This is a genomic window from Klebsiella quasivariicola (genome assembly GCF_002269255.1).
Taxonomy (GTDB): domain Bacteria; phylum Pseudomonadota; class Gammaproteobacteria; order Enterobacterales; family Enterobacteriaceae; genus Klebsiella; species Klebsiella quasivariicola.
The window spans coordinates 129066-141914 of the sequence record NZ_CP022824.1 but is presented as its reverse complement, the minus strand read 5'-3'; the positions used below and the strand labels follow the sequence as shown (position 1 = coordinate 141914).

At 53.6% G+C, this 12849-nt stretch carries 11 protein-coding genes and 4 pseudogenes; 4 read left to right on the top strand and 11 right to left on the bottom strand.

The genetic code is table 11. From position 1 onward, the window contains the following. Nucleotides 1-716: 716 nt before the first annotated feature. Both B8P98_RS28645 and B8P98_RS31955 read right to left on the bottom strand, forming a co-directional pair. Nucleotides 717-1004 (bottom strand): thermonuclease family protein, encoded by a 288-nt coding sequence (locus tag B8P98_RS28645; protein WP_009486461.1) that lies wholly within the window; start codon nucleotides 1002-1004, stop codon nucleotides 717-719. Nucleotides 1005-1057: 53 nt separating this feature from the next. Further along, a pseudogene (locus B8P98_RS31955) lies at nucleotides 1058-1192 on the bottom strand (Y-family DNA polymerase); the annotation flags it as partial. Nucleotides 1193-1296: 104 nt separating this feature from the next. Here B8P98_RS31955 and B8P98_RS28635 point away from each other — a divergent pair. The 3 genes and pseudogenes from B8P98_RS28635 to B8P98_RS28625 all read left to right on the top strand — a co-directional run. Then, a pseudogene (locus tag B8P98_RS28635) lies at nucleotides 1297-1733 on the top strand (IS66 family transposase); the annotation flags it as partial. A gap of 189 nt (nucleotides 1734-1922) precedes the next feature. Next, on the top strand, nucleotides 1923-2297 hold the full coding sequence (locus B8P98_RS28630) for a cupin domain-containing protein (RefSeq protein ID WP_001348195.1): 375 nt from the start codon (nucleotides 1923-1925) through the stop codon (nucleotides 2295-2297). Between the two features lie 23 nt (nucleotides 2298-2320). Next, nucleotides 2321-2884 carry a chlorite dismutase family protein gene (locus B8P98_RS28625; protein ID WP_001097412.1) on the top strand — a complete coding sequence of 188 codons (564 nt, stop codon included), beginning with the start codon at nucleotides 2321-2323 and terminating at the stop codon, nucleotides 2882-2884. Between the two features lie 250 nt (nucleotides 2885-3134). Here the strand turns inward: B8P98_RS28625 and tnpC are convergent. Both tnpC and B8P98_RS28615 read right to left on the bottom strand, forming a co-directional pair. Next, nucleotides 3135-4232, bottom strand: a pseudogene (gene tnpC / locus B8P98_RS28620) (IS66 family transposase); the annotation flags it as partial. A 53-nt stretch (nucleotides 4233-4285) separates the two neighbouring features. After that, nucleotides 4286-4990: an IS6-like element IS26 family transposase gene (locus B8P98_RS28615; RefSeq protein WP_001067855.1), complete on the bottom strand. Its 705-nt coding sequence runs from the start codon at nucleotides 4988-4990 to the stop codon at nucleotides 4286-4288. Nucleotides 4991-6060: 1070 nt separating this feature from the next. On the opposite strand from B8P98_RS28615, the gene B8P98_RS28605 reads away from it, so the two are divergent. Continuing rightward, nucleotides 6061-6765, top strand: a complete 705-nt coding sequence (locus B8P98_RS28605) for an IS6-like element IS26 family transposase (RefSeq protein WP_001067855.1) — start codon at nucleotides 6061-6063, stop codon at nucleotides 6763-6765. Here the strand turns inward: B8P98_RS28605 and B8P98_RS32100 are convergent. From B8P98_RS32100 to arsD, 7 genes and pseudogenes are all read right to left on the bottom strand, one after another. Further along, a pseudogene (locus tag B8P98_RS32100) lies at nucleotides 6711-6983 on the bottom strand (hypothetical protein); the annotation flags it as partial. The gene B8P98_RS28605 and the pseudogene B8P98_RS32100 overlap by 55 nt on opposite strands. Nucleotides 6984-7102: 119 nt before the next feature. After that, nucleotides 7103-7675 (bottom strand): recombinase family protein, encoded by a 573-nt coding sequence (locus B8P98_RS28595; RefSeq protein WP_001556711.1) that lies wholly within the window; start codon nucleotides 7673-7675, stop codon nucleotides 7103-7105. Nucleotides 7676-7979: 304 nt separating this feature from the next. After that, nucleotides 7980-8684, bottom strand: coding sequence for an IS6-like element IS26 family transposase (locus B8P98_RS28585; RefSeq protein ID WP_001067855.1), 705 nt, complete (start codon nucleotides 8682-8684; stop codon nucleotides 7980-7982). 229 nt (nucleotides 8685-8913) lie between these two features. Next, nucleotides 8914-9339: a glutaredoxin-dependent arsenate reductase gene (arsC, locus tag B8P98_RS28575; RefSeq protein WP_000065758.1), complete on the bottom strand. Its 426-nt coding sequence runs from the start codon at nucleotides 9337-9339 to the stop codon at nucleotides 8914-8916. Between the two features lie 12 nt (nucleotides 9340-9351). Next, nucleotides 9352-10641 carry an arsenite efflux transporter membrane subunit ArsB gene (gene arsB, locus B8P98_RS28570; RefSeq protein WP_000922630.1) on the bottom strand — a complete coding sequence of 430 codons (1290 nt, stop codon included), beginning with the start codon at nucleotides 10639-10641 and terminating at the stop codon, nucleotides 9352-9354. Nucleotides 10642-10689: 48 nt separating this feature from the next. Beyond that, the gene (arsA, locus tag B8P98_RS28565; RefSeq protein ID WP_001556710.1) at nucleotides 10690-12441 is read right to left on the bottom strand and encodes an arsenite efflux transporter ATPase subunit ArsA; all 1752 of its coding nucleotides are present in this window, start codon (nucleotides 12439-12441) and stop codon (nucleotides 10690-10692) included. A 17-nt stretch (nucleotides 12442-12458) separates the two neighbouring features. Beyond that, nucleotides 12459-12821 carry an arsenite efflux transporter metallochaperone ArsD gene (gene arsD / locus B8P98_RS28560; RefSeq protein WP_000783215.1) on the bottom strand — a complete coding sequence of 121 codons (363 nt, stop codon included), beginning with the start codon at nucleotides 12819-12821 and terminating at the stop codon, nucleotides 12459-12461. Between the last annotated feature and the right edge of the window lie 28 nt (nucleotides 12822-12849).

The window sequence follows — 12849 nt, the reverse complement described above, 5'->3', positions numbered from 1 at the left end:
GCTATCCGCTGAAACCCGGCGAGACGGTCGAGCGTCCGCAACGCGGGGAAGTCGTCAGCAGCTCCGGGGTTCTCCCCCCACTGGACCCAGGCGAATACTAAGCGCGGCGGTGTGTAATAGACGGAGCGCGAGGCGACTACTGGTCAGGGTTTGCGCAAGGCGGGTGTGTAATAGACGGGAGGGGATCGATCCGGCGATCCAGCCTGTGGATAGTCCGTCTATTACCCACCCGGTTCCGTCGTTTACCCACCCAACCCCGTCTATTACCCACCGGAAACCGTCTATTACCCACCGAGGGGTTCTATAAGCAACTGATAATGAAGGTAAATTTTGCCTTCTGATTCCCTAAAACTCTTTAAAACAAAAAAAACATATATAAAACGTGTAGCCCTGGGGAAAACAGCCCGTGGAATTATGGACAATCCGGCAAGCCGGATACCTGCCTAACCGCTTCGCGGTTCCCCATTGACAGGCCAGGGACAACCGCGAGCGGTTGCCCCCACCCTGCCAACAGGTCGGCAGTTGCCCACAATACCACCGGCTCAAGCAACAGGATTTTTTTATATTTTTGTTTTTAAAAGAAAAAAGCGGCCGTGCTCTAGTGGCATGGCCGCGTTACGTGGTCCTATCAGGGGCTTGTGGCTCTTGCGCCTCCTCGGATCGACACAAGTGCCGATCACTGCGGCGGGGCGCTCCTGGCTCAAGCTGAAAAGCGATCAGTATCCGCACCAGTGGCGACGGCGTTCCCTCCACGCATTCGGGCCGGGCCTCCACTCAACGGCTAACCCCTCGGCCATGAGGGTTTGCCCCACGTCCCGCCCGTCGATCAGCAGGTGAACAAGGCGGCGGTCGTACTTGTCGGCTTGGCCGGAATCGACAACCTCGATGCGCTGAGCGTTGGCAACCAGTTCGCGGAGGCGTGCGGTTGCCTCGCGGCCCTTCGTCAGCTCGGCGTCGCACCTGGGCTTGTAGGTTTCCGGGGTGTCAATCGACAGCAGGCGCAAGCGTTGACCGTTGTATCGTAACCGTCCGGTGATTCCACCTTGAGCCAAATCGCCTGCCGACCAAAAGGCTCGAAGCTTACCACCCGGTCGATTCCGGTCAGATCCAGAAACGCCTCGTCGATGGAGTAGACATCCACTCTCGATGCCAGAGCTTCCAGGGTCGTCATCACCCGCCGGCTTATATCGCCATTTGTGTGGAATAGAGAATCAATTGGAACGGGGGCTTTGCTCGCCCCCCCTTGAACTTCTCATACCCAACCTGTTTGGCTATAGCTACTGAGGAGATCGCGGTGGCCCACCAAATCTTCCGGTCATCCTGTTCAATTACACCGCTAGCCGTACCCAGGAGGTGCCGCAGCGCCTCCTGGAGGCAGAAAGGCGTCGAGCGTATAGGTTGCTGGGCATGCGCGGCGCAAGTTCATCAGAAAACTCAATCCAAGGGCAAGATCGGCCGAGCGGAGATGGCACTGACTCTTATCAACAAGCTCTACGGCATCGAGCGCGACATGGAAGAGGCGGGCGATGCCCAGCGATACCAGACGCGCCAGTCGCAAAGCCAGGCTTTCCTGGAGCAACTGAAAGCTAGGCTGGACAAAACCCCTCCCCAGGTCACGTCGTCAAAGTGCCTTGGGCAAGCAATCAATTGCCTTGCGAGCAACTGGTTAAAGCTGATCCGCTACATCGAAAGGGGGACACCTGCCCATCGACAACAACCCTGCCGAGCGGGCGAGCCACCTTCTCATGTACATATGACCAAAGCGTCGCCCGTCTCCTCCCGTTATGTCATGCCTACCCACGACGGAGTATTGACGGTCTCTGTGCGCCAGAGCATAGTTTTCCCGAAGGGCGCTTAGGTACATATCTTCATGTGCTGTCCAGGCGCAGTTGCGTTTAGAGTACGTGTCCAATCAGTTTTAAATGGGTGTGAACATGAGAGCAGAAACTGAATCGCGGATTTTTTCGGTGGATGAATATGTTCGTCCGTCTAACGGCGAACCGATTCGTTCGGTTGTTCTGGAAACCAATGACTCTGTCGTCGTTGTTTGGCACGCCCACCCTGGGCAGGAAATAGCTTCCCATGTACATCCTCACGGCCAAGATACTTGGACGGTTATCTCAGGTGAAGCCGAATATCATCAAGGTAACGGCATAGTCACTCATCTTAAAGCTGGAGATATTGCGATCGCAAAACCTGGGCAGGTACATGGTGCAATGAACTCTGGCCCCGAACCTTTTATATTTGTTTCAGTGGTTGCGCCGGGCAATGCCGGTTTTGCGTTGGCTGAGAAATAGGCGAAAGGCCTGAGAGGAAACTGATGAATACACGATTATTTACGTTCGCTGGTGGAGAAACGGGTGTTTGGCGCGTTGTTCGGATGGATGCCGTGGCGGGAGCCCCTCTCCCTGGAATCCCCCGGCTCGACGTAGCCGCTGGCTCTGTTTCGCCGCAGCCTTTGGGCACCAAATGGCTTCTTCGCGGGATAACGAGTAACGAGCGTTATGTCGTGCGTGAAGAGAAGGATCGTCTCGTGGCGAAGCAGCCAAGTTTGGGTCGAGCAGAGGCCACCTGTGCCGCCCTGATCCCTATCCGGAAAAACCCCTCATGGTGGGGACTGGCTCAAGACGAACGCCGGAAGATTTTTGAGGAGCAGTCCCGTCACATTCACATTGGGCTCCAATATCTCCCTGCTGTGGCCCGTCGTCTCCACCATTGTCGGGACCTGGGCGAGAGCGAACCCTTCGACTTCTTGACGTGGTTCGAATATTCCCCGTCTGATGAGCCGGGCTTTAACAGGCTTTTGGCCGAACTCCGGGCCTCGGTGGAGTGGAAGTATGTCGACAGAGAAATCGACATCCGGCTAGTGCATGAGCCGGCCTAGTATCAGGTTTAACTGCGATCTCCGTGCGGCATACACCTGCGACACCCGCAGCCCAGCAAAGCCCGGAAAATCTAGTGTGTCTAATAACTTAGGAGTAACACGACACGTATGCCTAGCGAGCCACCAGTCGCTTGGGAAATTTTCTACTTATGGCCTCCTCTTTCTCTCATCGATCTCCCAGGGCATATCCTGCCGTCTAGAGTTGGCACCTTGTCCAGCTTTCGAAGAAGGCTCTCCATACACGTCCGGCCTACACCTTGTTAGGTATGGCCGGTTTCCAGTTGTGGGGCAATAGCTCGTCGATGGCGTTGTTCTTCTGTGTCGGCAGGCGAGTCAGCACATCCTTCAGGTAGGCATAGGGATCATGCCGATTCAGCTTCGCTGACTGTATTAGGGTCATGACCGCAGCCGCACGTTGACCACTGCGCAGTGAACCCGCAAACAGCCAATTGCTGCGCCCCAGCGCCCAGGGTCGGATCTGGTTTTCCACCCAGTTGTTGTCGATGGGCACAGCGCCATCGTCCAGGTAGCGCGTCAGCGCTTCCCAACGTTTGAGGCTGTAATCCAGGGCTTTGGCCGTGCCGGAGCCATCCGGCACTTTCTGGCGATGGGCCAGCATCCACTGATGCAGCGCATCGGCAAGGGGTTTGGCTTTGGTTTGCCGGATTTCCCGCCGCATATCCGGTGGCAGATCTTTGGTTTCCCGCTCGATCTCGTAGAGTCCACCGATGTATTCCAAGGCCTTGGCCGCCAATTCGCTCTTGTTGGCCTCGTGCAGGTCATAGAACTTGCGCCGGGCGTGGGCCATACAGCCGATTTCGGTAATGCCGTTGCCGAACCCGGCCTTGTAGCCAGCGTAATCATCACAGACCAGCTTGCCCCGCCAGTCACCCAGGAAGGTTCGGGCGTGTTCGCCTGCACGGCTGGGTGCGAAGTCGTAAATAGCTGCCTTCAGGTCGGCAAACGGTGTGGTGCAGTAGGCCCAGACGTAGGCCTTGTGGGTTTTCTTCTTGCCCGGGGCCAGCATGCTGACCGGGGTTTCATCGGCATGCAGAACACTGTGTTCCAGCAGAGTATTTCTCAACGCATCCACCAGCGGCTGCAACTGCACACCACAGGCACCCACCCATTCGGCCAGGGTGGAGCGCGGGATTTCCAGGCCGGCACGGCCGAACATGCGTTCCTGACGGTACAGCGGCAGATGGTCGGCATACTTGGCCACCAGCACCTGGGCCAGCAGGCCAGCGGTGGGGATGCCTTTGTCGATCACCTGCGGTGGCACCGGTGCCTGGATCAACGTCTCGCAGCTGTCGCAGGCCCATTTGCCCCGGATGTGACGTTCAACGGTGGGCACTGTTGCAAAGTTAGCGATGAGGCAGCCTTTTGTCTTATTCAAAGGCCTTACATTTCAAAAACTCTGCTTACCAGGCGCATTTCGCCCAGGGGATCACCATAATAAAATGCTGAGGCCTGGCCTTTGCGTAGTGCACGCATCACCTCAATACCTTTGATGGTGGCGTAAGCCGTCTTCATGGATTTAAATCCCAGCGTGGCGCCGATTATCCGTTTCAGTTTGCCATGATCGCATTCAATCACGTTGTTCCGGTACTTAATCTGTCGGTGTTCAACGTCAGACGGGCACCGGCCTTCGCGTTTGAGCAGAGCAAGCGCGCGACCATAGGCGGGCGCTTTATCCGTGTTGATGAATCGCGGGATCTGCCACTTCTTCACGTTGTTGAGGATTTTACCCAGAAACCGGTATGCAGCTTTGCTGTTACGACGGGAGGAGAGATAAAAATCGACAGTGCGGCCCCGGCTGTCGACGGCCCGGTACAGATACGCCCAGCGGCCATTGACCTTCACGTAGGTTTCATCCATGTGCCACGGGCAAAGATCGGAAGGGTTACGCCAGTACCAGCGCAGCCGTTTTTCCATTTCAGGCGCATAACGCTGAACCCAGCGGTAAATCGTGGAGTGATCGACATTCACTCCGCGTTCAGCCAGCATCTCCTGCAGCTCACGGTAACTGATGCCGTATTTGCAGTACCAGCGTACGGCCCACAGAATGATGTCACGCTGAAAATGCCGGCCTTTGAATGGGTTCATGTGCAGCTCCATCAGCAAAAGGGGATGATAAGTTTATCACCACCGACTATTTGCAACAGTGCCCGCACAAAGCACATGCCGTCGGGCTTTCAGGGCGCGTGGTTCCTTTTAAACACCAGCTCTGTACCTCTTTTAAAGATCCTTTAATAAATCCTGTAAACACATAACCTGTTCATCGCCTGCCCTGTGGACAGGCTGCAGAGAATGCCCGCCCTTGCAGCGACCTGACGGTCGCGCCGGTTCGGCAACACCAGAAAGAGCTCCCATCGCTTCGCGACGGGCCCCGACCGGAGAACCAAATTAGTTACAGCATTCATAACGTTATTCATCATAAAAACCGGCGCCGGTTTGCCGGCCAGGTGCCCCTCCCCACCACTGAAAAGCGCCGCCGCCCCCGGCCGAAGGCCGGGAGTAGTGTCGCTTTTAATGATGGGTGTTGTAACTATTCTTCTTCATCGCTGTCGGTGGAGCTGCGGTCAGTTGTCTGGTACACGCTCGTAAGCGGCCCTGCGGCCCGCTAACGCGGAGATACGCCCCGACTACGGCTGTCGCCTTGTCGGGACCACTGCGACCGCGTACAGAGGCATCTGAGACATTTTTAGCGGGTATAGCTTTGCAACTACCGTGTTAAGTTCCCTGGTGTCGCTGAGATAGTTGATGAACATCCCCCTAAGCGTCAGCAGCAAGCTGCCGCCGCTAAGGCCCCGGAAATCACGCCCTTTACGTCGTAAACGCCGTAAAGCCCGCTCACCGGGGTTAAAAGGGATTACTTTGACTTCTTCATTGCTGTTAGCGGGTTAAGGCTAATCAGGGCAGGGGGTAGGGTGGCAGAGTTTATAGCCAGGTAACCGGCTACGCCGGGCTTTCGGCGCCATTTGACTCCACAGACACATGTAACCTCATCTGGCGCCTCCATGCCGCTGACGCGGCATCCAGAAGTTTCCCGATGCTGTAAGTCTTAACGTCTGCTTTGTGCCAGGGGCGGACATTCTTTACGCCGCAATCTTGGCACTGTTGCAAATAGTCGGTGGTGATAAACTTATCATCCCCTTTTGCTGATGGAGCTGCACATGAACCCATTCAAAGGCCGGCATTTTCAGCGTGACATCATTCTGTGGGCCGTACGCTGGTACTGCAAATACGGCATCAGTTACCGTGAGCTGCAGGAGATGCTGGCTGAACGCGGAGTGAATGTCGATCACTCCACGATTTACCGCTGGGTTCAGCGTTATGCGCCTGAAATGGAAAAACGGCTGCGCTGGTACTGGCGTAACCCTTCCGATCTTTGCCCGTGGCACATGGATGAAACCTACGTGAAGGTCAATGGCCGCTGGGCGTATCTGTACCGGGCCGTCGACAGCCGGGGCCGCACTGTCGATTTTTATCTCTCCTCCCGTCGTAACAGCAAAGCTGCATACCGGTTTCTGGGTAAAATCCTCAACAACGTGAAGAAGTGGCAGATCCCGCGATTCATCAACACGGATAAAGCGCCCGCCTATGGTCGCGCGCTTGCTCTGCTCAAACGCGAAGGCCGGTGCCCGTCTGACGTTGAACACCGACAGATTAAGTACCGGAACAACGTGATTGAATGCGATCATGGCAAACTGAAACGGATAATCGGCGCCACGCTGGGATTTAAATCCATGAAGACGGCTTACGCCACCATCAAAGGTATTGAGGTGATGCGTGCACTACGCAAAGGCCAGGCCTCAGCATTTTATTATGGTGATCCCCTGGGCGAAATGCGCCTGGTAAGCAGAGTTTTTGAAATGTAAGGCCTTTGAATAAGACAAAAGGCTGCCTCATCGCTAACTTTGCAACAGTGCCTCTTCAGGAAAGGCGAAGACGGTTGAGCAGCTGCCAGGCTGTTATTAACGACCCATGCCCACGGCTCGATGCCAGCTCGGCGTAGATCCCGCTGCAGGTTAGCGGCTTCCAGTACAGGTGTCGTTTCGGCAAGCGTCACGATAATCACCTTCGTCTTCTCCGGGTCTGCTGCTTTTTCGCTATCACCTGTCTTCGATGTCAGAAAGCGAGAGAATTCGGCTTCATGCTGTCGCCAGAACACACTCATGCAATTGTTGAATGCCTTTACATCACTCATGTTCGTCCTCAAATTTTGCTCAGATTAACCCGGCTCTCATCTTCCAGAATTTTATAAACAGTGGAACGGGCAATACTGAGCCGGCGGGCAATATCTGTTGCACCAGTTCCCTGCTGATGAAGTGCCAGTACACTATTTCTGTCGATGATGCGCTTTCGGCCAAACCGGATACCTTTCAGCCTGGCCTCCTGCCGTCCTTCGTTCGTACGCTCCAGAATCCTCCTGCGTTCGGCCTGGGCTACAGCTGAAAGAATGGTCACAACCATTTTCCCCATTTCACCGTCGGTGCTGATCCCGTCGTCTATGAATCGGACCGCGACTCCCTGAGCGTCGAATTCTTTTATCAGTTGGATCATATCGGCAGTGTCGCGGCCAAGCCGGTCGAGTTTCTTCACCAGGATGACGTCACCTTCCTCCACCTTCATTCGCAGCAGATCCAGTCCTTTCCTGTCGGTAGAACTGCCGGATGCTTTGTCGGTAAATATGCGACTGGCTTTCACCCCCGCCTCTTTAAGCCCCTTGATCTGAATATCGAGGGACTGCTGGCTTGTTGATACCCGTGCGTAACCAAAAAGTCGCATAAAAATGTATCCTAAATCAAATATCGGACAGTGGGTGTCTGTTATAACAAAAAATCGATTTAATAGACACCTAGACAACACCATTTTAGTGTGTCCGAGAATTTATAATATTTCGGACGGTTGCGAAATTGTTAATTCATGACCATCAGGCAGGGAGGCCGGTATGCCCGTCGATTTTCTGACCACTGAGCAGGAACTGAATTATGGTCGCTATGTTGCAGAACCCAATGACGTGCAGCTGGCGCGCTATTTGGCACTGTTGCAAAGTTAGCGATGAGGCAGCCTTTTGTCTTATTCAAAGGCCTTACATTTCAAAAACTCTGCTTACCAGGCGCATTTCGCCCAGGGGATCACCATAATAAAATGCTGAGGCCTGGCCTTTGCGTAGTGCACGCATCACCTCAATACCTTTGATGGTGGCGTAAGCCGTCTTCATGGATTTAAATCCCAGCGTGGCGCCGATTATCCGTTTCAGTTTGCCATGATCGCATTCAATCACGTTGTTCCGGTACTTAATCTGTCGGTGTTCAACGTCAGACGGGCACCGGCCTTCGCGTTTGAGCAGAGCAAGCGCGCGACCATAGGCGGGCGCTTTATCCGTGTTGATGAATCGCGGGATCTGCCACTTCTTCACGTTGTTGAGGATTTTACCCAGAAACCGGTATGCAGCTTTGCTGTTACGACGGGAGGAGAGATAAAAATCGACAGTGCGGCCCCGGCTGTCGACGGCCCGGTACAGATACGCCCAGCGGCCATTGACCTTCACGTAGGTTTCATCCATGTGCCACGGGCAAAGATCGGAAGGGTTACGCCAGTACCAGCGCAGCCGTTTTTCCATTTCAGGCGCATAACGCTGAACCCAGCGGTAAATCGTGGAGTGATCGACATTCACTCCGCGTTCAGCCAGCATCTCCTGCAGCTCACGGTAACTGATGCCGTATTTGCAGTACCAGCGTACGGCCCACAGAATGATGTCACGCTGAAAATGCCGGCCTTTGAATGGGTTCATGTGCAGCTCCATCAGCAAAAGGGGATGATAAGTTTATCACCACCGACTATTTGCAACAGTGCCCCTGAAGATCAGGGCGAACCGCGAGCTGCCTCTCATCTCTGATGTGGAAGAGCAGTATGCAAAGCGTATTGCATTAACAGCGCTACAGAGCGAAGAGCCGGTTGGTATTGACCTGCTGGAAGAAATGGCGAAGTAATAATGAAGGGGGCAAATGCCCCCTTCGTCTTTATTTCAGTCTTTTACCTGAATCATCAACGACTTTTTCACCGTCTTCCTTGGTGAAAGCCGCTTTCTGGGCATCTGGAAGGATATCGAGAACAACCTCTGAAGGACGGCAAAGTTTAGTTCCCAGTGGCGTCACTACGATCGGACGGTTGATCAGAATCGGATGCTGTAGCATAAAGTCGATGAGCTGGTCGTCAGTAAATTTATCTTCTGCAAGACCCAGTTCCTCATACGGCTCGACGTTCTTACGCAGCAAAGCCCGGACGGAAATGCCCATATCCGCAATGAGTTTGAGCAGCTCATCGCGTGAAGGTGGAGTCTCAAGGTAAAGAATAACGGTCGGCTCGATACCGCTGTTGCGGATCATCTCCAGCGTATTACGCGACGTGCCGCAGGCTGGGTTGTGATAAATGGTGATGTTGCTCATATCAGTATCTCATTACAAAGTGAAAGAGAGACGTAGCGCCAGCGCGGCCAGCGTTACAAACAGCACAGGCAGAGTCATGACGATCCCGGTGCGGAAATAGTATCCCCATGTGATGGTCATGTTCTTCTGTGAAAGGACATGCAGCCAGAGCAACGTTGCCAGGCTACCAATAGGTGTAATTTTCGGTCCAAGATCGCAGCCAATCACGTTGGCAAAAATCATCGCCTCTTTGATAACGCCTGTTGCAGTGCTGCCATCAATAGAGAGAGCACCAACCAGCACGGTAGGCATATTGTTCATGATGGAAGAGAGGAAAGCCGTCAGGAAGCCAGTACCAAACGTCGCGGCCCAAAGTCCTTTATCTGCCAGCACGTTCAACACACCGGAGAGGTATTCTGTTAGTCCGGCATTACGCAGACCATAGACCACCAGATACATTCCCAGAGAGAATATGACGATCTGCCATGGCGCACCGCGAAGCACTTTGCCAGTGTTAATGGCATGGCCTCGCTTCGCCACCGCAAACAGAATGACAGCCCCTACAGCAGCAATCGCACTGACCGGGATACCCAACGGCTCAAGGACGAAAAAGCCAACCAGAAGAAGGATCAACACTATCCAGCCGGTTCTGAAGGTTGCCAGATCTTTAATCGCTTTTGCCGGTGCTTTCAGGAGAGCCAGGTCGTAAGTTGGCGGAATATCTTTGCGGAAGAACAGATGCAGCATCACCAGCGTGGCGATAATGGCTGCGATATCCACCGGCACCATTACCGACGCATACTCAGTGAAACCCAGCCCAAAGAAGTCTGCAGAAACGATGTTAACCAGGTTGGACACGATAAGCGGCAGACTGGCCGTATCGGCAATAAACCCGGCGGCCATGACAAATGCCAGCGTAGTGCCTTTGCTGAAACCTAATGCAAGCAGCATGGCGATAACAATTGGCGTCAGAATCAATGCCGCACCATCGTTGGCAAACAGTGCCGCCACCGCTGCGCCGAGCAAAACGATATAGGTAAACAGCAAACGCCCGCGACCGTTACCCCAACGTGAAACGTGCAGCGCCGCCCATTCGAAAAAGCCCGATTCATCGAGCAGAAGGCTGATAATAATCACGGCAATAAAGGTCGCCGTCGCATTCCAGACAATATTCCACACTACAGGGATATCACCAAAATGGACTACGCCAGAGATCAGCGCCAGTACCGCGCCCAGCGTCGCACTCCAGCCGATCCCTAATCCCTTCGGTTGCCAGATAACCAAAACGATGGTCAGGACAAAAATAGCGCCTGCCAGTAACATAAATCCTCCAGACAGGACGGCTTTGCCGCCCTGTATATACAAAAAAAATTAAACAACCAGCTCTCTGAGTTTCTCGATGCCAGTGGGCTCTGCAGCCATTACCGGTACTAACGCTATGCGGCTTGCATGCTGGTTTTTCACAACCTCGATTTGAGGACGCTCTTGTAGGGCGCGCTGGCAAAGCAGCGGCGATTGCGTCTGTGCAATCGAAAGGCTGTTATTGATAATCCAGCCCCAGGGATGAATCCCCGCACGTTCAAGATCGGACTGCAGGTTTGCCGCTTCCAGTACAGGTGTGGTTTCAGGCAGAGTGACCAGCAAAACTTTGGTACGTTCCTGGTCCTGAAGCTGCATCATCGGAGTGGTAAAATGACCTTTATCCCCCATCTTCCTGGCAATCTCACGGTGATAAGCCCCGGTAGCATCAAGCAGTAATAGCGTATGCCCGGTAGGTGCCGTATCCATGACCACAAACCGTTTGCCAGCTTCACGAATTACGCGTGAAAACGCCTGGAACACCGCAATCTCTTCTGTGCAAGGAGAACGTAAATCCTCTTCGAGCAGCCGTTTCCCAGCCTCATCCAGATCCCTGCCTTTCGTCTCAAGAACATGCTGACGATAGCGTTCAGTTTCATCGTGAGGGTTGATTCGGCTGACCTGCAGATTTTTGAGGCTGCCATTGAGCGTTGTACTGAGATGTGCAGCAGGATCTGAGGTGGTGAGATGCACATCAAAACCCTTATCCGCCAGACTGACGGCGATAGCCGCAGCCATTGTGGTTTTGCCCACACCACCTTTGCCCATCAGCATAATCAAACCGTGTTCACTGCGGGCGATATCATCAACCAGGACAGACAACGACATATTCTCTGGCTTGTTCTGTGGGCTTTGTTCAGGAAGCGATGTTATCTCAGCGTGTTCGTTGAGCAGGCCTTTCAATGCGGATACACCAACCATGTTCAGCGGCTGCAGGTATAAGTTGTCTGTCGGCAAATCAGATAACCCGGCAGGAAGATTTGCCAGCGCCTCTTGCTCCCGTTGCCATATTGCAGCGGCCAGTGCATCACGTTCTGCTTCGCTCGCAGGCAGGACACCGTTAATGACTAAATACTGATTTTTAAGGCCAATAGCTGATAATTCGTCATGAGTACGAGCGACTTCCTGCAGTGTTGATTTTTGCAATCGCGCGACCAGCACAAGGCGAGTTCGTTCAGGATCGGATAATGCCTCAACCGCATGAGCATATTGCTCGCGTTGTTTTTCCAGCCCAGCCATTGGACCAAGACAGGAAGCACCATCCGGGTTACTTTCGATGAAGCTGCTCCAGGCTCCGGGAAGCTGAAGAAGGCGAATAGTGTGGCCAGTTGGGGCAGTATCAAAAATGATGTGATCAAAGCGGGTCAGCAGAGAAGCGTCAGTCAGTAAGCCAGTAAACTCGTCGAATGCAGCGATCTCTGTCGTACAAGCTCCTGAAAGCTGTTCACTGATGCTGTTAACAACGTCATCAGGCAAAAGACCTTTAATAGGGTCAACGATTCTGGCGCGGTATTGCTGGGCGGCGTCCTGCGGGTCAATCTCCAGAGCCGAAAGACCAGACACAGCAGTCACGGGCTGGATAGTGTTACCGATAGTCTGATCGAATACCTGACCGACATTGGAAGCCGGGTCGGTACTGACAAGCAGAACACGCTTTCCCAGTTCAGCCAGACGTATAGCCGTTGCGCAGGAAATCGAAGTTTTGCCTACACCTCCCTTACCGGTGAAAAACAGGTAAGACGGGATATTCTCTAAGAATTTCATATGTCCTCCTGACATACTCAACAACAGGAAGTTTTACCACCACAGCAACTGGTGGAAGCTAAACCCACCTTTTCCAGCGGTATACCAAACCAGCGAGCCAGTTCAGCGCGTTTTGGGTATCGCCCGGCCATCACCGTTTCACCATCAAGCAACAGCAGCGGAAGCCCTTCAGCTCCAGAAGCCTCAAGGAATGCTTTCGCTTTTTCGTTCTCAACGAAGCTCATAGGCTGCTGCGCCAGGTTATAACGTTCGATCTGAACCCCACGCCCTTTCAGCCATTGCACATCAGCAGAAAAATTGACCAAAACCTGATCGACATCTGAACCACAAACGCCGGTACTGCAGCACATCGCCGGATCAAACACCGTTAACATTTTCATCTTTAACACCTCATATTCGCAAAAACAT